23 protein-coding genes and 1 tRNA gene are annotated in these 18,505 nt (G+C 69.6%); 13 read left to right on the top strand and 11 right to left on the bottom strand.

All coding sequences use genetic code 11. From position 1 onward, the window contains the following. Window positions 1-79: 79 nt before the first annotated feature. Both ACGFNP_RS12215 and ACGFNP_RS12220 read left to right on the top strand, forming a co-directional pair. Complete coding sequence (locus tag ACGFNP_RS12215; RefSeq protein ID WP_393317664.1) at window positions 80-1,075, top strand: NAD-dependent epimerase/dehydratase family protein; 996 nt, start codon at window positions 80-82, stop codon at window positions 1,073-1,075. Continuing rightward, on the top strand, window positions 1,072-1,773 hold the full coding sequence (locus ACGFNP_RS12220; RefSeq protein ID WP_358339305.1) for a glycosyltransferase family 2 protein: 702 nt from the start codon (window positions 1,072-1,074) through the stop codon (window positions 1,771-1,773). The genes ACGFNP_RS12215 and ACGFNP_RS12220 overlap by 4 nt, the downstream gene beginning before the upstream one ends. On the opposite strand, the gene ACGFNP_RS12225 is transcribed toward ACGFNP_RS12220, so the two are convergent. Beyond that, window positions 1,709-2,086, bottom strand: a complete 378-nt coding sequence (locus ACGFNP_RS12225) for a hypothetical protein (protein ID WP_393317667.1) — start codon at window positions 2,084-2,086, stop codon at window positions 1,709-1,711. The two genes, ACGFNP_RS12220 and ACGFNP_RS12225, sit on opposite strands and share 65 nt — an antisense overlap. Before the next feature lie 172 nt (window positions 2,087-2,258). On the opposite strand from ACGFNP_RS12225, the gene ACGFNP_RS12230 reads away from it, so the two are divergent. Together ACGFNP_RS12230 and ACGFNP_RS12235 are read left to right on the top strand one after the other, a co-directional pair. Next, window positions 2,259-2,897: a TIGR04282 family arsenosugar biosynthesis glycosyltransferase gene (locus tag ACGFNP_RS12230; protein WP_393317670.1), complete on the top strand. Its 639-nt coding sequence runs from the start codon at window positions 2,259-2,261 to the stop codon at window positions 2,895-2,897. Next, on the top strand, window positions 2,897-3,505 hold the full coding sequence (locus tag ACGFNP_RS12235; RefSeq protein ID WP_393317673.1) for a class I SAM-dependent methyltransferase: 609 nt from the start codon (window positions 2,897-2,899) through the stop codon (window positions 3,503-3,505). The genes ACGFNP_RS12230 and ACGFNP_RS12235 overlap by 1 nt, the downstream gene beginning before the upstream one ends. Before the next feature lie 222 nt (window positions 3,506-3,727). Here the strand turns inward: ACGFNP_RS12235 and ACGFNP_RS12240 are convergent. Both ACGFNP_RS12240 and ACGFNP_RS12245 read right to left on the bottom strand, forming a co-directional pair. Beyond that, a tRNA-Pro gene (locus ACGFNP_RS12240) sits at window positions 3,728-3,801 on the bottom strand. A 64-nt stretch (window positions 3,802-3,865) separates the two neighbouring features. Further along, on the bottom strand, window positions 3,866-4,759 hold the full coding sequence (locus ACGFNP_RS12245) for a metallophosphoesterase (protein ID WP_393317676.1): 894 nt from the start codon (window positions 4,757-4,759) through the stop codon (window positions 3,866-3,868). Window positions 4,760-4,924: 165 nt separating this feature from the next. On the opposite strand from ACGFNP_RS12245, the gene ACGFNP_RS12250 reads away from it, so the two are divergent. Further along, a complete protein-coding gene (locus ACGFNP_RS12250; RefSeq protein ID WP_358339317.1) occupies window positions 4,925-5,380 on the top strand; it encodes a GatB/YqeY domain-containing protein in 456 nt (151 codons plus the stop codon). Window positions 5,381-5,433: 53 nt separating this feature from the next. On the opposite strand, the gene ACGFNP_RS12255 is transcribed toward ACGFNP_RS12250, so the two are convergent. After that, a complete protein-coding gene (locus ACGFNP_RS12255; protein ID WP_358339320.1) occupies window positions 5,434-7,686 on the bottom strand; it encodes a transglycosylase domain-containing protein in 2,253 nt (750 codons plus the stop codon). A gap of 241 nt (window positions 7,687-7,927) precedes the next feature. Here ACGFNP_RS12255 and ACGFNP_RS12260 point away from each other — a divergent pair, with 241 nt between their 5' ends. Further along, a complete protein-coding gene (locus ACGFNP_RS12260) occupies window positions 7,928-8,224 on the top strand; it encodes a WhiB family transcriptional regulator (RefSeq protein ID WP_148036282.1) in 297 nt (98 codons plus the stop codon). 44 nt (window positions 8,225-8,268) lie between these two features. On the opposite strand, the gene ACGFNP_RS12265 is transcribed toward ACGFNP_RS12260, so the two are convergent. Beyond that, window positions 8,269-9,396, bottom strand: coding sequence for an ArsA family ATPase (locus tag ACGFNP_RS12265; protein WP_358339323.1), 1,128 nt, complete (start codon window positions 9,394-9,396; stop codon window positions 8,269-8,271). Next, on the bottom strand, window positions 9,393-10,388 hold the full coding sequence (locus tag ACGFNP_RS12270; RefSeq protein ID WP_358339326.1) for an ArsA-related P-loop ATPase: 996 nt from the start codon (window positions 10,386-10,388) through the stop codon (window positions 9,393-9,395). The genes ACGFNP_RS12265 and ACGFNP_RS12270 overlap by 4 nt, the downstream gene beginning before the upstream one ends. A 167-nt stretch (window positions 10,389-10,555) precedes the next feature. On the opposite strand from ACGFNP_RS12270, the gene ACGFNP_RS12275 reads away from it, so the two are divergent. The 4 genes from ACGFNP_RS12275 to ACGFNP_RS12290 are packed head-to-tail and all read left to right on the top strand — an operon-like array spanning window position 10,556 to window position 12,804. Further along, entirely contained in the window at window positions 10,556-10,711 is a 156-nt protein-coding gene (locus ACGFNP_RS12275; RefSeq protein ID WP_165959776.1) for a hypothetical protein, read from the top strand. Further along, window positions 10,708-11,166: a RidA family protein gene (locus ACGFNP_RS12280; RefSeq protein WP_358339329.1), complete on the top strand. Its 459-nt coding sequence runs from the start codon at window positions 10,708-10,710 to the stop codon at window positions 11,164-11,166. Before ACGFNP_RS12275 ends, ACGFNP_RS12280 begins: the two co-directional genes overlap by 4 nt. A 49-nt stretch (window positions 11,167-11,215) precedes the next feature. Next, window positions 11,216-12,019, top strand: coding sequence for an NUDIX hydrolase (locus tag ACGFNP_RS12285; RefSeq protein ID WP_393317682.1), 804 nt, complete (start codon window positions 11,216-11,218; stop codon window positions 12,017-12,019). Further along, window positions 12,016-12,804: an MBL fold metallo-hydrolase gene (locus ACGFNP_RS12290; RefSeq protein WP_393317685.1), complete on the top strand. Its 789-nt coding sequence runs from the start codon at window positions 12,016-12,018 to the stop codon at window positions 12,802-12,804. The genes ACGFNP_RS12285 and ACGFNP_RS12290 overlap by 4 nt, the downstream gene beginning before the upstream one ends. Here ACGFNP_RS12290 and ACGFNP_RS12295 read toward each other — a convergent pair. Beyond that, window positions 12,786-13,466 carry a Crp/Fnr family transcriptional regulator gene (locus tag ACGFNP_RS12295; protein WP_185069893.1) on the bottom strand — a complete coding sequence of 227 codons (681 nt, stop codon included), beginning with the start codon at window positions 13,464-13,466 and terminating at the stop codon, window positions 12,786-12,788. The two genes, ACGFNP_RS12290 and ACGFNP_RS12295, sit on opposite strands and share 19 nt — an antisense overlap. A 56-nt stretch (window positions 13,467-13,522) precedes the next feature. Between ACGFNP_RS12295 and nth the strand changes: the two genes are divergently transcribed. Both nth and ACGFNP_RS12305 read left to right on the top strand, forming a co-directional pair. After that, on the top strand, window positions 13,523-14,230 hold the full coding sequence (gene nth / locus ACGFNP_RS12300; protein WP_393317689.1) for an endonuclease III: 708 nt from the start codon (window positions 13,523-13,525) through the stop codon (window positions 14,228-14,230). Window positions 14,231-14,269: 39 nt separating this feature from the next. Further along, on the top strand, window positions 14,270-14,917 hold the full coding sequence (locus ACGFNP_RS12305; protein ID WP_358339341.1) for a CoA pyrophosphatase: 648 nt from the start codon (window positions 14,270-14,272) through the stop codon (window positions 14,915-14,917). Between the two features lie 8 nt (window positions 14,918-14,925). Here ACGFNP_RS12305 and ACGFNP_RS12310 read toward each other — a convergent pair whose 3' ends face one another. Further along, entirely contained in the window at window positions 14,926-15,462 is a 537-nt protein-coding gene (locus ACGFNP_RS12310) for a HEAT repeat domain-containing protein (RefSeq protein ID WP_393317692.1), read from the bottom strand. Between the two features lie 80 nt (window positions 15,463-15,542). Here ACGFNP_RS12310 and ACGFNP_RS12315 point away from each other — a divergent pair, with 80 nt between their 5' ends. Next, window positions 15,543-16,733, top strand: coding sequence for a MarP family serine protease (locus ACGFNP_RS12315; protein ID WP_393317695.1), 1,191 nt, complete (start codon window positions 15,543-15,545; stop codon window positions 16,731-16,733). Here the strand turns inward: ACGFNP_RS12315 and ACGFNP_RS12320 are convergent. The 3 genes from ACGFNP_RS12320 to ACGFNP_RS12330 are packed head-to-tail and all read right to left on the bottom strand — an operon-like array spanning window position 16,730 to window position 18,496. Next, entirely contained in the window at window positions 16,730-17,173 is a 444-nt protein-coding gene (locus ACGFNP_RS12320; protein WP_358339349.1) for a DUF309 domain-containing protein, read from the bottom strand. The two genes, ACGFNP_RS12315 and ACGFNP_RS12320, sit on opposite strands and share 4 nt — an antisense overlap. Beyond that, window positions 17,170-18,090 carry an alpha/beta hydrolase gene (locus ACGFNP_RS12325; protein WP_358339352.1) on the bottom strand — a complete coding sequence of 307 codons (921 nt, stop codon included), beginning with the start codon at window positions 18,088-18,090 and terminating at the stop codon, window positions 17,170-17,172. Before ACGFNP_RS12325 ends, ACGFNP_RS12320 begins: the two co-directional genes overlap by 4 nt. Further along, window positions 18,080-18,496, bottom strand: coding sequence for a phage holin family protein (locus tag ACGFNP_RS12330; RefSeq protein WP_358339354.1), 417 nt, complete (start codon window positions 18,494-18,496; stop codon window positions 18,080-18,082). The genes ACGFNP_RS12325 and ACGFNP_RS12330 overlap by 11 nt, the downstream gene beginning before the upstream one ends. Window positions 18,497-18,505 lie beyond the last annotated feature (9 nt).

The following is an 18,505-nucleotide window of genomic DNA, read 5'->3' on the forward strand; positions in this document are numbered from 1 at the left end:
ACACCGCAGTTCTTACGGCTTGCGAACGCGGCCGCGGCGGCTCTGACAACGCGCGGTCTCCACAGTTAACGTCAGCCAGGTGAAGGTCATGGTCACCGGCTCGTCCGGATTCATCGGTAGTCATGTCGTCGAGGCCTTCGAAGCGGCCGGGCACGGGGTGGTGCGACTCGATCTGAAGGACGGTCCCGACGTGCGGGACGAGGCAGTCCTGGACCGGGCTCTGCCGGGCGTGGGTCTGGTGGTGCACCAGGCTGCCAAGGTGGGTCTGGGCGTGGATGTAGCTGATCTGCCCGACTACGCGGCGGTCAACGTGTACGGCACCGCGGTCCTGCTGGCGGCGATGGCCAGACACGGCATTGAGCGGCTGGTCCTGGCCTCGTCGATGGTGGTTTACGGGGAGGGCGCCTACGACTGTCCCGAGCACGGCCGGGTACGCCCAGGCCCGCGCTCCGCCGAGGACCTCCGGCGTGGCCTCTTCGAGCCGACCTGCCCGGAGTGCCGCGCCACGCTGCACCGCGCGGTCATCGGAGAAGACGCTCCGCTCGACCCGCGCAACGCCTACGCCACGACCAAACTCGCTCAGGAGCACCTGGCGGCGAACTGGGCGCGGGAGACGGCGGGAACGGCGGTGGCGCTCAGGTATCACAACGTCTACGGTCCGCGGATGCCGCGCGACACCCCCTATGCGGGAGTGGCGGCGATCTTCAAGTCGGCGTTGGAGGCGGGCCGCGTGCCGAGGGTGTTCGAGGACGGCAGGCAGATGCGCGACTTCGTGCACGTGCGCGATGTCGCCCAGGCGAACCTGGCCGCGGCCGCGGCCACACCGGTGCCAGGTAGCTTGACCGCCTACAACATCGCCAGCGGCACCCCGCACACCGTCGGAGAGATGGCCGCCGCCCTGGCGGCCGAGCACGGCGGACCCGAACCGGTCGTCACAGGCGAGTACCGGCTGGGCGATGTCCGGCATATCGTCGCCGCGCCCGACCGGGCCAGAGTCGAGCTCGGATTCCGTGCCGGGGTCACGTTCGCGGATGGAATGAAAGAGTTCGCCACCGCTCCGCTGGGGATGTCATGACCGTCGACGTCGTGCTGCCCTGTCTGAACGAAGAGGCCGCGCTGCCGTGGATCCTTGACCGGATGCCGCCCGGCTACACGGCGATCGTGGCCGACAACGGCTCCACTGACGGCTCGGCCAAGGTGGCGGCGGAGTTCGGCGCGCGCGTGGTCAGCGAGCCCCGCCGCGGGTTCGGCGCCGCCTGCCACGCGGGAGTGCTGGCCGCGACGGCGGACATCGTCTGCTTCATGGACGCGGACGCCTCGCTCGATCCTCAGCAGTTGCCCGAGGTGGTCGCCTCCGTGCTGGCGGGTGAGGCCGACCTGGTGCTCGGGAGGAGGATTCCGCGGGCCGGCGCGGCATGGCCGGCCCACGCCCGCCTCGGCAACGCCGTACTGGCCAGGAAGCTGCGCCGCCGCACCGGTGCGCCCTTGCACGACCTGGGGCCGATGCGCGCCTGCTCACGAGCGGAGCTGATCGCGCTCGGCCTGACCGATCGCCGGTTCGGCTACCCCTTGGAGATGGTGTTGCGCGCCGCGCATGCCGGTTGGCGGATCGCCGAGGTCGAGGTGGACTACTTGCCGCGCAGCGGCCGTTCCAAGGTCACCGGCACCGTCCGCGGCACCATGCGGGCGGTCGCCGACATGCGGCGCGTCATGAACGCCGCGCGAAAGTCTGCATCACTACCGCCGGCAGCGGGACGGCGGGCGCGGAGCTGAGAATCCGCTCGCGCGAAGTGGCGGCACGCTCCGCAGCCAGGCCCACGCCGGCCGGAGACAGGCCGGAGCCGATCAGCCGTTCCTGAGCCGGTCGAGATCGGGGAATCATCGAAAAGATCTTGCGAGAACCCAGCATCCGGCTGCCGAGGATGTGCAGGGCGTGGTGTGCCAGCGCGACGGAGAAGCCGCCTTCGCGGAAGATGCCGATCACCGCGTTGGCGTACCGCGGCACGGCGGGTCCGGGTGTGGTCCGGGCCTCCACTGTGCGGGGCGCCCACATGTGACGGAGGATGACATCGCGCGCGGCGAGCACCGTACATGCTGGGCCATCACGCCCGGGGCAAGGTCGCCATCAGCGTGTAGGGCGACCCGGCCCGCCACCCGCGAGCCGAACACGTGGCCCGTATCGTTCGCACTCCGTAAGAAGTCCGTGCCGTAACGACCTTGTAAGAGATGACGCAGGTCACAGCCCTTATCTTCAGGGCATGACGCAGATCGTGATCATTGCCAAGGAGCCGGTGCCGGGCCGGGTGAAGACCCGCCTGACACCGCCCTACAGCCCGGCCCAGGCGGCTCGGCTGGCCGAGGCCGCGCTCGAGGACACCCTGCGTACCGTCGCGGTTACACCCGCCACCCAGCGGGTGCTGGTCCTGGACGGCCTGCCCGGCGGTTGGCTGCCCGCAGGCTTCGAGGTGATCCCCCAGCGCGGGTCCGGTCTGGACGAGCGCCTCGCCGCGGCGTTCGCCGACGCCTATCGGCTCTGGCCGGAGCCGATGGTGCTGATCGGTATGGACACCCCCCAAGTGACCCCCGAACTGCTGCACGCGGCCATACAGGGACTGAGCGAAGACGATGCCGTCTTCGGACCCGCCGCGGACGGCGGCTTCTGGCTGCTGGGGCTGCGTCGTCCCGATCCCGATCTGCTGCTCGGCGTGCCCATGTCGCAGCCCCACACCGGACGGGCGCAACTCGAACGCCTCAGCGGGGCGGGGCTGAGCGTACGGCACCTGCCCGAATTGACCGACGTGGACACCGCGGCCGACGCCGCCCAGGTCGCCTCCGACGCCCCGGCCTCACGCTTCGCCCAGGCGCTCCACGAGCTGGCGGCGGTCGCACTGCGATGATGGGCGAGATCTACGCCGACGCGCTGGCCGGAGCCTCCGCCGAGCTCGAGTACGTCGACGGCACCCGCACTCTCCTGGAGACCACTCGCTGGTTCGAGCCCATCGATGGCGACGAGACCATGCTGCGGCGATGCGCCGGGCCCACCCTGGACATCGGCTCGGGCCCAGGCCGGCTCACCGTCGCGCTCAACCGCCGCGGCATCCCGGCCCTCGGCATCGACATCACCCCGCACGCCGTACACCTGACCCGCCGAGCGGGCGGCTTCGCGCTGCGCCGCAGCGTCTTCGACGAACTGCCCGGAAGCGGCCGCTGGGAGACGGCCCTGCTCGCTGACGGCAACATCGGGATCGGCGGCCATCCCGGCGTCCTGCTGCGCAGAGTCAGAGAGCTGGTACGTCCGGGCGGCCGGGCCATCGTCGAGGTCGACCCGCCGGGGGTGAGCAGCCGTGTCGACCGGGTACGGCTGCGCCGCGACGATGTCGTGGGCGACTGGTTCGCCTGGGCGGTGGTCTCCGCCGACGACATCAGGCGCACAGCCCGGCTGGGCAGCTTCGACGTGACCGACTGCTGGCCGGAGGCCCGCCGCTGGTTCGCCGAGCTGCGCTAAGTCTTCGAACAGGCCGCACAGCTCATCGCGCCCGGCCTGGTCGGCGTGCTCGTATGCCCTCTCGCACTTAACGGCGCAGGGTGGACCTCTCACTGTCACGCTCGTTTGCGGCTGCCATCGAGGCGGACACTGTGATCCTGTCATTCGAACGAGTGTGGCGGTCAAATGAACAAGGGCCCGGCTCTCGATCTTGAGAACCAGGCCCTTACCTCGGGAACCCTGTCGGGGTGGCGGGATTTGAACCCACGGCCTCTTCGTCCCGAACGAAGCGCGCTGCCAAGCTGCGCTACACCCCGCTGCACGCCCTCTGCAGCGTGCTTGAGAAAGTCTAGCTGACTTCGCGGGTGCTTGTGACCGCCTTTACCGGCGCGGAAGCAGGGTCAGCAACGAGGCCTCCGGGAAGCAGGCGAAGCGGACCGGGGCGTACGGCGAGGTGCCGAGGCCGGCCGAGACGTGCAGCCAGGCGTCGTCGTGGCGGTTGAGGCCCTTGACGCGGGCCCGGTCGATGCCGCAGTTGGTGACCAGGGCGCCGTAGAAGGGGATGCAGAGCTGGCCGCCGTGCGTGTGGCCGGCCAGGAGGAGCTGGTAGCCGTCGGCGGCGAAGCGGGTCATGTTGCGGGGCTCGGGGGAGTGCATGACGCCGAGGCGGAGGTCCGCGTCGGCCGGGGCGGGGCCGGCGACCAGGTCGTAGCGGTCACGGTCGATGTGGGAGTCGTGGATGCCCGCCACCGCCACGTCGAGGTCGCCGATCTTGACGCGGGCCGTGGTGTTGTTCATGTCGAGCCAGCCCTCGGCGGTCATGCCGGCGCCGAGCTCCTCCCAGGGGAGGGACGGGACGTGCTGGCGACGGTCCTTCTTGGAGGTGCGCCAGAGGTAGCGGGCCGGGTTTTTGGGCTTGGGGGCGTAGAGGTCGTTCGAGCCGTACACGAACATCCCGGGACGGGCCAGCAGAGGCTCCAGGGCGTGCAGGAGCGCGGGCACGGCCTCCGGGTGGGCGATCGAGTCGCCCGTGTTGACGACCAGGTCGGGCTCCAGCGAGCCGAGCGAGCGGACCCAGTTGATCAGCTTCTTGCGCCCCGGCGTCAGGTGCAGGTCGGACAGGTGGAGGATGCGTACGGGTCGCTGCCCGCGCTCGAGTACGGGCACGTCGAAGCGGCGCAGCCGGAACCAGTTGCGTTCGACGACGGAGGCGTAACCCAACCCGGCCAGGCCGAGACCGAGGATGGACAGTGGTACAGCGGCGGCTTTCCTCACCCATTCATGATGCCCGACATCCGGCCCGGGCCGTCCCGAGTCTGCGAGAAGGAGGTAAGAAGGGCGCCAGCAGGCCGTACAAAGGCCGCGAAAGGGCCGGGTGCCGGGCTGTGTGATGGGGCGCGCGAGCGCGTAGCCGTCCGTACACGCGGCAAGATGGACCGCATGAGCGCATTGAAGGACAAGCTGAAGGCCGACCTCACGGCCTCCATGAAGAGCCGGGACGAGCTACGTCTCCGGACGATTCGGATGGCACTGGCCGCGGTCAACGTCGAGGAGGTCGCCGGCAAGGCGGCCAGGGAGCTCTCCGACGACGAGATCATCAAGGTGCTGACCAAGGAGGCCAAGAAGCGCCGGGAGGCGGCGGAGGCGTTCGGCAACGCCGGTCGCGCGGCGCAGGCCCAGGCGGAGCTGGACGAGCAGGCGGTGCTGGAGGAATACCTGCCGGCGCAGCTCTCCGACGAGGAGCTCGGCCGCCTCGTCGACGAGGCCGTCGCCGAGACCGGTGCCGCCGGGCCGCAGGCGATGGGTCAGGTCATGAAGGCCGTCAACCCGAAAGTCGCCGGTCGCGCGGAGGGGGGACGGGTCGCCGCCGCCGTACGCGCGCGACTGTCCGCCTAGCCAAGAGGGTGCCCGCCCCAAAGCGGGCACCCAGGGCTCCAAGCGAGCTCAGGTCAGTTCAACGGAGCGACGTTCGCCGGAGTGATGGGCGATTCGCCGCCGCGTCCCCGGCCCCGCCCCCGGTTGTCGTCGCCGTTGTCGTCGCGGTTGAACTGGTCGAAGAAGTCGTCCGGCGGGCCGCCCTGATCGTCCTTCTTCTCCTTCTTGGGCTTGGGCGCGCAGTTGTCGCCGCAGCCGCCGAACCGCTCCTGATCCACCGGCGTGAACTTGGTGGGCTCGACGCCCTTGAGCGCCCCGAGCATCGCCTGCTTCCAGATGCGGCCCGAGATCGACGCGCCGTACACGTAGCTGTAGTAGCGGCCGCCGATGGTGACGCCGATCAGGTTGTGCGTGAAGGCGCCGCGCGGGTCGCCGAGGCTGACGGCGGAGGCGAGGTTCGGGGTGTAACCGGCGAACCAGGCGGCCGTGTAGCCGTCGGTGGTGCCCGTCTTGCCCGCCGCGTCCCGGCCGATGCCGCCGACCTCCCGCATCGTGCCCTTGGTGAACACGCCCGACAGGATGCCGCTGACGGCGTCGGCGACCTCCTCCTCCATGACCTTGGAGCACTTGGGTTTGTACTGCGTGGCCTTGCCGTAGCGGTCCTTGATCTCGGTGATCGCCAGCGGCTTGCAGTACTGGCCGCGTGAGGCGAAGACCGCGTAGGTGCTGGCCACCGTGACCGGGTCGACCTCGTTGATGCCGAGCGTGAAGGTCTCGAACTCGCGGAGCTTCGTGCCATCGGCCCGCTTGAGCCCGATCCGCTTGGCCAGCTTGACGACCTTGCAGAGCGTGACGCGCTCCTCAAGCCGCATGAAGAACGTGTTGACCGAGCCCCAGGTGCCGGTCTGCAGCGTCTTGAAGCCGCCGCCGCCCTCGCTGGAGTTGCGTACCTCGTGCGTGGGGTCGCCCACCCGCTTGCCGTCGCAGTCCTTGAACGCGCCGTAGCCGGACGCGGTGAAGCCGGCGGGCGCCGGGTAGCCGTCGCCGTACTTCAGGCCCTCCTCGAGCGCTGTGGCGAGCGTGTAGGCCTTCGCCGTCGAGCCCTGCTGGAAGCCGCCGCCACCGCCGTGCTTGGCGTCGGCGACGACGTTGTAGCTCATTTCATTCTTCTTCTTGCTGCCGCCGAACTTGCGCGAGGCCGCCATCGCCTTGATCTCGCCGGTGCCCGGCACGACCATCGCCTGCGAGGCCACGGGCTTGTCCTTGGTGCTGACGTACTCCTTGATGGCCTTCTCGGAGGCTTTCTGCATCTTCTTGTCGATGGTGGTCTTGATGGTGAGACCGCCACGCTGGAGCAGTTTGAGGCGTTCCTTGGGGGTCTTACCGAAATCCTCGTTGTTGAGGATCTCGTTCTGAACGTAGAGGCAGAAGTACGGGTACTTGCTCTCCTCGCAGCCGCCGGAGACCTTGGTGTCCTTGAAGACCAGCTTCTTGGCCTTGGCCTCGGCGGCCTCCTGCGGTGTGATCTTGCCGAGTTCGGCCATTCGGTCGAGGACGACGTTGCGCCGGGCCTTCAGCAGTTCCCTGGACGCTTTGCTGACGTTCGGGTCGGTCCGGTTGGGGTTCTGGACCGCGCCCGCGAGCGTGGCCGCCTCGACGAGATTGAGCGCGGAGGCCGGCTTGCCGAAGAAGCGCTTGGAAGCGGCCTGGATGCCGTGCGCGCCGGCGCCGAAGTATGCGATGTTCAGATACTTTTCAAGGATCTGATCCTTGGTGTACTTCTTCTCGATCGCCATGGCATAGCGCAGTTCGTTGAGCTTGCGCCCGACGGTGGCCTCGATGGCCGCGGCCTGTTCCTCTTTGGTCTCGGCCGAGTTGAGCAGCACCTGCTTGACGTACTGCTGCGTGATCGACGAGCCGCCCTGGGTCACGCCGCCCGTGGTGAGGTTCTTGACCAGGGCTCGGGCCGTTCCCTCCACGTCGATCGGGCCGTGCTGATAGAAACGGAAGTCCTCGATCGAGATCAGCGCGGTGCGCATGATGGGGGCGACCTGGTCCAAGCTCACGGACTGGCGGTTCTCGTAGTAGAACTGGGCTATCTGCTTGCCGTCGGCGTCCTGCAGGACCGTGCGCTCGGGCAACGGGGGTTCGTCCAGGTCCTCGGGTTTTAGGTTGATCCCCGTCATCGCGGATTTGGCGGACATCCCCGCCCCGCCGACGGCCGGAAGGGCTATGGCAGCCGTGAGAACGCCCGCGGCCGCACCGGCGGCGATCAACCGCGTGATGTTCAGGAACGGCGAGGAACGATCTTTGCCCTGAGCTTGCACAAGTCCAAGAGTACGTCGAATGGGTGACCTTATCGGTAACTCGGCACCATTTCGCCTTGACTGACGGGGGTGACTAGTCATTCCCGGTCAAGACTGCAGCGAGAAATTGGTCCTCTGGGGTCTGTCGGCCCGAACGTCTAGTTGCGTACGTTCTCCTCTGCGGCAACTGAATACGGAGGCTCGGCGCCCGCGCCCGTCGGCCCCAAATGACGACTGACCACCTAAGGGGAGTGGGGTCGAAATGTGGATCACGGATTGGACCTCCCGTGCCGCCTGTCGAGGAGCGGACCCGGACGCGCTGTTCGTCCAGGGCGCCGCACAGAACAGGGCAAAGCTGATCTGCCGAGGATGCCCGGTCCGTACCGAATGCCTCGCCGATGCGCTGGACAACCGCATCGAGTTTGGCGTGTGGGGCGGTATGACGGAACGGGAACGGCGGGCTCTGCTTCGGCGGCGTCCTGACGTGGATTCGTGGCGAGAGCTGCTCGAGTCCGCCAAGGAAGAGTACGAACGGACTAACGAGTTGATCGCAGGCTGACCCAAGCCTCGGGAGTACGGCCGGTGCCGGCACCGGCCGTACTCTCATGTGCTCGCGAGGAGTTCCCCGATCCGGTGTAGACCCGCTAGATCGTGGACATCCTCCGACATCGCACTTACCTGGACGACCGGCACTGTGGGGTGGGCCGAGCTGAAATGGTCCCGCTCCCGGTGCTCGCGGGCGGCGAGCTGCATCCTGCCGGTGTGCAGCCGCAGTACGGCGGCGGTCAGCTCATGTTCGCCCCGCGACTCCAGGTCTTCCGCCGCGGCGGCGCTACGCGCGGCTGAGAGCGCCGCAGCGGTGGGTTCGTGCACCCGGTTGACCACCAGTCCGGCCAGGGGCATGCGCTCCTCAGCGAGGCGCTCGACGAAGTAGGACGCCTCACGCATCGCGTCGCGCTCGGGCGTGGCCACCACCACGAAGGCCGTACCGGGCGCCTGGAGCAGCCGGTAGGTCATCTCCGCGCGCTGCCTGAACCCGCCGAAGACGGCGTCGAGCGCCGACACGAACGTCTGCAGGTCCTTGATGACCTGCGCGCCCAGCAGCTTGGTCATCGCGCCCGCCATGAGCCCGAACCCGGCGTTGAGCAGCCGGAACGCGCTGCGCCCTCCCGCCTTGGCGGGCGCGGTCAGCAGCCGGATGAACCGCCCGTCGAGGAAGCGGCCGAGCCGCTCGGGAGCGTCGAGGAAGTCGAGCGCGGACCGCGAGGGCGGTGTGTCGACGATGATCAGGTCCCACTCGTCCGAGCGGCGCAGCTGGCCCAGCTTCTCCATCGCCATGTACTCCTGGGTGCCGGCGAAGCTGGAGGACAGCGACTGGTAGAAGGGGTTCGACAGGATCTGGCGGGCCCGCTCGGGGTCGGCGTGCGCCTCGATGATCTCGTCGAACGTACGCTTCATGTCCAGCATCATCGCGAACAACTGACCGCCGCCCTCGGGCGAGCTGATCAGCCGTGGCGTGTTGTCGAGCTCGGAGAGCCCCATCGACTGCGCCAGCCGCCGCGCGGGGTCGACGGTCAGCACGACCGCGCACCTGCCGCGCTCGGCGGCCCGCAGCCCAAGCGCGGCGGCCGTGGTGGTCTTGCCCACGCCGCCGGCGCCGCAGCAGACGATGATCCGGGTGCCCGGGTCGTCGAGGATGGCGTCGACGTCGAGTACGGCGGGCTTCTTCACGCTGCTCCCTGGGTGCGGATGGCCTCGGCCAGCTCGTACAGGCCGGCCAGGTCGACGCCGTCGGCCAGCAGCGGCAACTCGTAGGACGGCAGTGTCTCCTGCGCCAGCGAGGCGCGCTCGGCGCGTTCCAGGTCGGTACGGCGGGCATGCTCGGCGACCTCTTCCGCCAGCGCCTCCGCCGTCGAGGAGGCGCCGTCGGCGAGACCGGCCGCCTTGAGCCCGAGTGTGAGCTCGGCCACGTCGAATCGGCCCTTGACAGCACTGTCAAGTGCGGCCTGCGGGAGAAGTGATTCACGCACCATGTTGATGAAGATCCCACCGGGCGGCAGCCCCGCCGAACGCAGTTCGGCGATGCCGTCCAGCGTCTCCTGAACCGGCATCTCCTCCAGCAGGGTGATGAAGTGCACCGCTGTTTCCGGAGATTTCACGACCTTGCTCACCAGATCGGAGTGATTCTTGATCGGACCGACTCTGGCCAGTCCGGCGACCTCCTGGGTGACGTTCAGGAAGCGCGAGATGCGGCCGGTCGGCGGCGCGTCGAGCACGACGGCGTCGTAGACCCGCTTGCCGTTCTTGCCGCGACGGCGCACGGCCTCGGTGGTCTTGCCGGTCACCAGGACGTCGCGGAAGCCGGGTGCGACCGTGGTCGCGAAGTCGACGATGCCCATCTTGGTCAGCGCCCGCCCCGCCCTGCGCATGCCGTAGAACATCTCCATGTATTCGAGCATGGCCTCCTCGGGGTCTATGGCCAGCGCGTAGACGTCGCCGCCCGACGGGGCCACGGCGATCCGGCGCTCCTCGTACGGCAGCGGCGGCAGGTCGAAGATCTGCGCGATGCCCTGCCTGCCCTCCACCTCGACGAGCAGCACCTTGCGCCCGCCCGAGGCCAGTGCCAGGGCGAGGGCCGCGGCGACCGTGGTCTTGCCTGTGCCGCCCTTGCCGGTGACCACGTGCAGTCGCACGCCGTCCCAATCGGTGTCCCGAGAGTCCACGTTTCGAGGCTACCGAACGGTTATTTACCAGATGCCGACGACCACCCTTTGAGATTGCTCACATCGCGCTCAGCGGTGCATCACAGGCTGCTGGCTCCAGCACCTATGGCGTGCCGCGTTCAGCGGTGCGCCACAGGCTGCTGGTTACAGCGCCTACGCTGGCCCTCATGAAGAAATGGGAGTACCTGACGGCTCCGGTGCTGATCCACAACACCAAGATGATCCTGGACAACTTCGGAGCCGACGGCTGGGAGCTGGTCCAGATCCTGCAGGGTGCGACGCCCGAGCAGCTCGTCGCCTACTTCAAGAGGGAGAAGCAGTGACGCCCGAAGAGAAGATCGCCGAGCTGGGGCTGACGCTGCCCGAAGTGGTCGCGCCGCTGGCCGCCTATGTGCCGGCCGTACGGACCGGTGACCTCGTCTACACCTCGGGCCAGGTGCCCTTGGTCGACGGCAAGATGGCCCAGACCGGCAAGGTCGGCGCCGAGGTCGGCCTCGACGACGCCCGCGAGCTGGCCAGGATCTGCGCGCTCAACGCGCTGGCCGCGCTGAAGGCCGAGATCGGCGACCTGGGCAAGGTCGTGCGGATCGTCAAGGTCGTGGCGTTCGTGGCCAGTGACCCCGCATTCACACAGCAGCCCCAGGTCGCCAACGGCGCGAGCGAGCTGCTCGCGGAGGTGCTGGGCGAGGCGGGCAAGCACGCCCGCAGCGCCGTGGGCGTCGCCGCGCTGCCGCTCGACGCTCCGGTCGAAGTGGAGCTGATCGCCGAGGTCGCCTAGAGTCCGGATATGTCACCATGACCCGAGTGATGTTCTAGAAGGAGGTCATGTGACTGGTCTTCGACTCCCGGACGAGCTCGCCGAGCGAGCCAGGGACATCCTCGCCGGACGTGTCCAGCCGGTCCCCGCGCGGGACGCCGCCACGGTGGTGATCCTGCGCGAGGGGCCAGAGGTCTATCTGCTCCGGCGCAAGGCCACGATGGCCTTCGCGGCGGGCGCCTACGTCTTCCCGGGCGGCTCGGTCGATCCCCGTGACACCGACCACGCCGTCGCCTGGGCCGGGCCGTCTCCGGCGGACTGGGGCGAGGTTTTCGGCGCGGACGAGGCGGTCGCGCGCGGCCTGGTCTGCGCGGCCGTACGGGAGACCTTCGAGGAGTCGGGGGTGCTGCTCGCGGGGCCGGGGCCCGATTCGGTCGTCGACGACACCACGGGAGACGACTGGGAGGCCGACCGGCTCGCGCTGATCGACCGGAGCCTGGCCTTCGCCGACTTCCTCGCCAAGCGCGGCCTGGTGCTCCGCTCGGACCTGCTCAAGCCCTGGGCGCACTGGATCACGCCGGAGATCGAGACCCGGCGCTTCGACACCCGCTTCTTCGCCGCCGTGCTCCCCGAGGGGCAGCGCACCCGCGACGTCGGCGGCGAGGCCGACCAGGTCGCCTGGAAACGCCCGGCCGACGCCGTCGAGCTGGCGCACGAGGGAAAGATCTTCCTGATGCCGCCCACCTACCGCACCCTGAACGAGCTGGCCGCCTGCGACTCGGTGGCGGCCGTCCTGGCCGCGCGGCGCGAGATCGTCACGATCCTGCCCAGAGTCGTGGAGGTCGACGGTGAGTTCCAGTTGGTGACGGCATGAGCGGCCTGCACATCCCGGCCGGCTCACCCGACGGATCCCGTACGACCCACGCCGAGAACCTGCTCGCCCCCAACCCGTCACCGATGACCCTCGACGGCACGAACACCTGGATCATCGGCGACCAGGACACCATCGTCATAGACCCGGGCCCCGACGACGAGCGGCACCTGCGCCGGGTCGCCGACCACCTGGCCGGGCGCCGGGTGAGCGAGATCCTGCTCACCCACGGCCACCACGACCACAGCGGCGGCGCCAGGCGCTTCGCCGAGCTGGTCGGCGCGCCCGTGCGGGCGCTCGACCCCAGGCACCGGCTCGGTGACGAGGGGCTCGGCGACGGCGACGTGGTGCGCGCCGGCGACGTCGAGGTGCGCGTGTACGGCACGCCGGGGCACTCGTTCGACTCGCTCTGCTTCTGGCTGCCCCAGGACAAGGCCATGCTGACCGGCGACACGGTGCTCGGCCGCGGCACCACGGTGATCGCCCACGACGGCGACCTGGCCGACTACCTGCGCAGCCTCGACCGGCTCAGGGCCATGGCCGAGGAGCTCGGCGTGGCGGCGCTGCTGCCGGGCCACGGCCCGGTGCTGGCCGACCCGATAGGCGTGCTCGACGGCTATCTCGCGCACCGGCGGCAGCGCCTCGACCAGATCAGGGCGGCGCTGCGCCAGGGCGCCAAGACGCCCCGCCAGATCGTGGAGATCGTCTACAGCGACGTCGACACGTCGCTGTGGCCCGCGGCCGAGATGTCGGTGCGGGCCCAGCTCGACTACCTGGAGCGGTTGTAGAGGCGGTCCATGTCGAGGATGACCACGGCCTTGGCCTCGATGCGCAGCCAGCCGCGCTGCGCGAAGTCGGCGAGCGCCTTGTTGACCGTCTCGCGTGAGGCGCCGACGAGCTGGGCCAGCTCCTCCTGGGTGAGGTCGTGGTGGACGCGCAGCCCGTCGTCGGTCTTGGTGCCGAACCGCTCGGCCAGGTCGAGCAGCTGCTTGGCCACCCGGCCGGGCACATCGGTGAAGACCAGGTCGGCCAGCACGTCGTTGGTGCGGCGCAGCCGCTGGGCCAGCGCCCGCAGCAGGTGGAGCGCCACCTCGGGACGGCCGGTGAGCCAGGGCCGCAGGTCGTCGTGGCCCAGCCCGGCCAGGCGCACGTCGGTCAGCGCGGTCGCGGAGGCCGTGCGGGGGCGCGGGTCGAACAGCGACAACTCGCCGAACATCTCGCTCGGGCCCAGCACGCTGAGTAGGTTCTCGCGGCCGTCGGGCGAGGTGCGCGACAGCTTGATCTTGCCTTCGAGCACGACGTAGAGCCGGTCGCCTGTCTCGTTCTCGTGGAAGAGCGTCTGCCCTTTGGACAGCTGGACTTCGGTGATGCTCGTCCGCAGCGCCGCGGCGCTCTCACGGTCAAGCGCGGCGAACAGGGGGGCCTTGCCCAGCACATCTTCGGTGTTCACTCTGCCTCCTCTGCTGCCATTGTGACGCACCCCACTCCAGGCGGCACACGTAGGCTATGGGAATGCCCACTGAGTCCAGGCTCGCCCTCGTGCGTCGCGCACGCCGGATGAATCGCATCCTGGCGGAAACCTACCCCGACGCCCATTGCGAGCTCGACTTCGGTACCCCGCTCGAACTGCTGGTCGCGACGATCCTCTCGGCGCAGTGTACGGACAAGAGGGTCAACATGGTTACTCCGATCCTCTTCGCCAAGTACCCGACAGTGGATGACTATGCGGCCGCCGACCGAGCCGAAATGGAAGAGATCATCCGCTCGACGGGGTTCTTCCGCGCCAAGACCAACAGCATCATCGGCATGGCCCAGGCCGTGTGCGAACACCACGGCGGGGTGGTGCCCGGCAAGCTGAAGGACCTGGTCAAGCTGCCCGGCGTGGGCCGCAAGACGGCCAACGTGGTGCTCGGCAACGCCTTCGACGTGCCGGGGCTCACCGTCGACACGCACTTCCAGCGGCTGGTCCGCCGCTTCGGCTGGACCGACGAGACCGACCCGGTCAAGATCGAGCACGTGGTGGGGGAGCTGATCCCCAAGCGCGAGTGGACGATCTTCTCGCACCGGGTGATCTGGCACGGCCGCCGCATCTGCCACGCTCGTACGCCGGCCTGCGGCGTCTGTCCCCTGGCCGCCCTCTGCCCCTCGTACGGCACCGGCCCCACGGACACCGCCAAAGCCCAGAAGCTCGTCAGATCAGGTCCCTTCTCGTAAGCGGGGAAGCCCCCGAACCCCCGGCGTGTTGGAGTTTGCGTGAATCAGGTGCCTGACTGGCTCGACCGGCTCGCGGCGCGGGCCGTACGGACTTCGGTCCCCTCCGGGCTGCGGCCGCCCGCCGAGGGTGGCCGGCCCGCGGCGGTCCTGCTGCTGTTCGGCGAGGGGCCGCTCGGCCCCGACGTGCTGCTCATTCAGCGCAGCTCGCGCGGGCGCAGGCACGCGGGCCAGCCGGCGTTCCCGGGCGGCGGCGTGGATCCGGAGGACGGCGGGCCCGTCGGGGCGGCGCTGCGTGAGGCGGAGGAGGAGACCGGCCTCGACCCGGGCGGTGTGACCGTGCTCGGCACGATGCCCGAGCTCTTCGTCTGGCGCAGCGACAACCGGGTCACACCGGTCGTGGGCTGGTGGCATACACCGTCGGCGGTGCACGCGGCCTCGCCCGCCGAGGTCGAGTCCGTGGAGCGGGTGCCGATCGCCGAGCTGGTCGATCCGGGCAACCGGTTCACGCTGCGGCATCCGCGCGGCTTCGCCGGGCCGGCCTTCCGGGTGCGCGGCATGCTGGTGTGGGGGTTCACCGCGATGGTGCTCGACGCGGTGCTGCGCGAAGGCGGCCTGGAGCGGCCGTGGGACCCCGAGCAGGTGGAGGAGATGCCGCCCGACGTCCTGGACCTGGCGTCACGGGGCTGAACAGAGCTTCAGACCACCGGGCCCAGGCGGTCCGAGTCGCCCGTGGTCAGCGCGACGCCGAGCGCGGCCCAGCCGGCCACGTCGGGGTCGCTGTCGGCGGCCAGTGCCCGCAGCGCGTTCAGCCCGGCGCGGTCCGGCGGGTCGCCCAGCACGTGCTGGAGCGCGTACGCGGCCCCGTACCTGACGCGTGGGTCGTCGTGCACGGCCAGATCCAGCACGGACGGCAGCGACCGGGGGTCGGCCAGGTGGCCGAAGGCGATGAGCACGGAGTAGAGCACCATGACGTCGTCCCCGCTGGCCGCCAGGTAGCGCAGGACGGGCAGCGTCCGGTCCGCGAACGCCTTCAGCATGCCCATGATGTCCACTCCGAGCAGGCGCTGGGTGACGTCGTCCGCCGCGCAGAGCCGCCGCGCCTCGATGAAGGACTCCAGATCGTCACGCTGCCGTAGTACGGAGATCACGTGCCAGCGCACCGCCCCGTCGGGATCGTCGTCGTCAAGAGCCGCTTCGATGAGGCCGCGCACTGATTCGTCGGTCGGCGGCATGGCGCCAACGGTAACCAGCCGCTGACGACGTCCTTGGGAAGACGTGCACACTTGACCGGATCGCTGGTTACCTTTGAAACGTGCGCGGTGATCTGCTTGACCTCATATTGATCGGCCTCGTGATCGCCTTCGGCATCTCGGGTTACCGGCAGGGCTTCATCATCGGTGTCATGAGCTTCGTCGGCTTCGTCGGCGGGGCCGTGCTCGGGGTCTTCATCGCGCCTCCCATCGCCAAGGCCGTCGTCAGCGGTGACACGCCGCAGGCGTTGCTCGCGATCGTGATCGTCTTCCTGGCCGCGACGATCGGCCAGTTCGCCTCCTCGACGATCGGCGCCGTGGTGCGCAGCCATGTCACCTGGGAGCCGGCCAAGGTCGCCGACGCGGTCGGCGGCACGTTCGCCAGCGCGCTGTCGGTGCTGGTGATCGCCTGGCTGATCGGGTCGCTGATCGTGTCGACGGCGTTCACCCCGCTCGTCGACCAGGTGAAGAACTCCATGCTGCTCACCACGGTCGACGACTCGATCCCGCAGACCGCGCGCAACTGGCAGCAGCCGTTCAAGAAGTTCGTCGACCGGTCGGAGTTCCCGCCGGTGTTCGACGCCATCGGCGCGGGCCAGCTCGTCGACGTGCCGCCGCCGGCGCGCAGCATCCTGCAGGGCGCCAAGCTCGGCCGGGCGCAGCGGGCCATCGTCAAGGTGCAGGGCAACGCCGAGAGCTGCAACAAGCTCATCGAGGGCACCGGGTTCGTCTACGCCAAGGACCGGATCATGACCAACGCGCACGTGGTCGCCGGCGTGACACGTGACCTGAACGTCCTCGCCTACGACAACAAGCGCCACCCGGCCACGGTCGTCCGCTACAACCCGCAGCGGGACATCGCCATCCTGTACGTCCCCGGGCTGGACCTGCCGCAGCTCTCCTTCGACGGCACCGCGGAGAAGGGCGACAACGCCATCGTCGCCGGTTTCCCCAAGGGCCAGGGCTTCACGGCGGAGCCGGCCCGCATCCGTAGCCAGCTCGACGCCGAGGGCCCCGACATCTACCACAGCAGGAACGTCACCCGGAAGGTCTACGCGATCCGCGGCAAGGTGTTGCCCGGAAACTCCGGCGGCCCGCTCCTGACCGTGAACGGGCAGGTGTTCGGGGTCGTCTTCGCCGCCGCGGTCAGCCAGGAGGACACCGGCTACGTGCTGACGGCCAACGAGGTCAGGCCCGACGCCGACCAGGGCAGGACCGACACCACGCCGGCCGGCACGCAGGAGTGCGACTAGCCGGGCAGCTCGCTCAGGATCAGCGCGATGGCCTGCCCCGGGTCGCTGTCGGGGCTCAGGCCCGACGCCGCCCGGCCCACCGAGTCGTACGGCTCGCCGTACGACTGCACGCGGGCGGCGCCCCGGCCGAAGAGGGTCAGTGCCCCGCGCCCGTTGCCGCGTTGGAGATGCGTCAGCCCGACGCAGATCTGCGCCAGCCCCTGCCACAGCTCGCGCTCGTCATCGGGCGCGCACTTCCAGCGGCCCTCGAACACCTCGTGCGCGTTGAACGGCAGGCCCTCGCTCAGGAAGCGGCGCCCGTCGGCCAGGGCCTGCGGTGTGGAGGGCGCGTAGTCGTCGGGCACCCGGTCCACGCCGGTCGAGCCGTAGGGCAGCGGCCGGCCGTAGGCGTCGCGTGGCCGGGCGTTGCGCGGCTTGCCCTCGGGGTCGCGGTCTCTCATCGGTCAGGCTCCGGGTCGGACAGCCAGCCGATCAGCTCGGCATCGAACACGTCGGGGGTCTCCTCGTGGGGGAAGTGGCCGGCGCCCTCGATCAGTCGCCATCGGTAGGGAGCGGTCACGTAGCCGCCCGATCCCTGGGCGGTGCGCGGCAGCACCCGGCGGTCGAGCGCGCCGTGCAGTTGCAGGGTGGGGGCCTCGATCTCGGCCTTCATGGTCCTGGCGAAACGCAGGCCGTCGGGACGGAACTGGGAGCGGCCGAACCAGCGGTGATACTCCAGCGCGCAGTGGGCGACGGTCGGGATGCGGAACGCCTCGCGGTAGACGCGCGCGGTCTGCGCGTCCGGCCAGCCCGGGCCCGACCACGCGTCAAGCATCTTGCCGACCAGCGAGCCGTCGTTACGGGTGAGCCGGCGCTCGGGCAGCAGCGGGAGCTGGTAGCCGATCGACGGGCGGGTCGCCCGCAACTGGCCGAACGGGTCGGTCAGCAGCGACCTGCGCATGCGCAGCGGGTGCGGCGCGGACACGGTGACCAGCCGGCGCACGCACTTCGGGTCGAGCACCGCCATCGTCCAGGCGAGCAGGCCGCCCCAGTCGTGGCCGACCACGATGGCCCCGCTCTCGCCGAGCGCGCGGATCAGGCCGCTCGCGTCACCGGCCAGTGTGGGCAGGTCGTAGCCGCGCGGCGGCTTGTCGCTGCCGCCGTAGCCGCGCAGGTCCACCGCGGCCGCGCGGAACCCGGCGGCGGGCAGCGTCCGCAGCTGGTTGCGCCAGGTCCACCAGAACTGCGGGAACCCGTGCAGCAGCAGGACCAGCGGCCCCTCACCGGCCTCCACGACGTGGAAGCGGGTGCCGCCGGCGTGCACCGCGCGGTGCTTCCACGGGCCCTCGATCTGGACGACCGACTCGTCAGGCGCCATCACTGGTCACCGGCTCTATCTCCTTCTCCGGAGTGGCGATCTCCTTGAGGCCCTTGATCGACCTGGTCGTACGCTTCATTCCGGCGAGCCCTTTCAGCCTACGCGTGCCGATGAACACCAGCAGCGCGGCGACCACCAGGTAGAAGACGGTCACGATGAGGAAGGCCGCCCAGTTGGGCAGCCACTGGGCGAGCACGAACGCGATCGTGAACGAGGCGAGAATCAGGCACAGGTGCGCCATGAAGGCGGCGGCGGCGAACAGGCCACCGGCCGTGCCGACCCGCTTGGCGTCGAACCTGAGCTCGGCCTTGGCCAGCTCGATCTCCGAGCGGACCAGGGTCGAGATGTGATCGCTCGCCTGGGCGACCAGTGAGCCCAGGGATTCTTCCTCGGGAGTCTGCGGCATGAACGTCTC

The organism is Nonomuraea sp. NPDC049269, from assembly GCF_043197155.1.
Classification (GTDB): Bacteria; Actinomycetota; Actinomycetes; order Streptosporangiales; family Streptosporangiaceae; genus Nonomuraea.

Bases quoted from the DNA above. Each gene is read 5' to 3' on its own strand.
- ACGFNP_RS12220 (WP_358339305.1), top strand. From the start codon at position 1,072: ATGACCGTCGACGTCGTGCTGCCCTGTCTGAACGAAGAGGCCGCGCTG.
- ACGFNP_RS12230 (WP_393317670.1), top strand. From the start codon at position 2,259: ATGACGCAGATCGTGATCATTGCCAAGGAGCCGGTGCCGGGCCGGGTG.
- ACGFNP_RS12235 (WP_393317673.1), top strand. From the start codon at position 2,897: ATGGGCGAGATCTACGCCGACGCGCTGGCCGGAGCCTCCGCCGAGCTC.
- ACGFNP_RS12250 (WP_358339317.1), top strand. From the start codon at position 4,925: ATGAGCGCATTGAAGGACAAGCTGAAGGCCGACCTCACGGCCTCCATG.
- ACGFNP_RS12260 (WP_148036282.1), top strand. From the start codon at position 7,928: ATGTGGATCACGGATTGGACCTCCCGTGCCGCCTGTCGAGGAGCGGAC.
- ACGFNP_RS12275 (WP_165959776.1), top strand. From the start codon at position 10,556: ATGAAGAAATGGGAGTACCTGACGGCTCCGGTGCTGATCCACAACACC.
- ACGFNP_RS12290 (WP_393317685.1), top strand. From the start codon at position 12,016: ATGAGCGGCCTGCACATCCCGGCCGGCTCACCCGACGGATCCCGTACG.
- nth (WP_393317689.1), top strand. From the start codon at position 13,523: ATGGGAATGCCCACTGAGTCCAGGCTCGCCCTCGTGCGTCGCGCACGC.
- ACGFNP_RS12310 (WP_393317692.1), bottom strand. From the start codon at position 15,462: ATGCCGCCGACCGACGAATCAGTGCGCGGCCTCATCGAAGCGGCTCTT.
- ACGFNP_RS12320 (WP_358339349.1), bottom strand. From the start codon at position 17,173: ATGAGAGACCGCGACCCCGAGGGCAAGCCGCGCAACGCCCGGCCACGC.
- ACGFNP_RS12325 (WP_358339352.1), bottom strand. From the start codon at position 18,090: ATGGCGCCTGACGAGTCGGTCGTCCAGATCGAGGGCCCGTGGAAGCAC.
- ACGFNP_RS12330 (WP_358339354.1), bottom strand. From the start codon at position 18,496: ATGCCGCAGACTCCCGAGGAAGAATCCCTGGGCTCACTGGTCGCCCAG.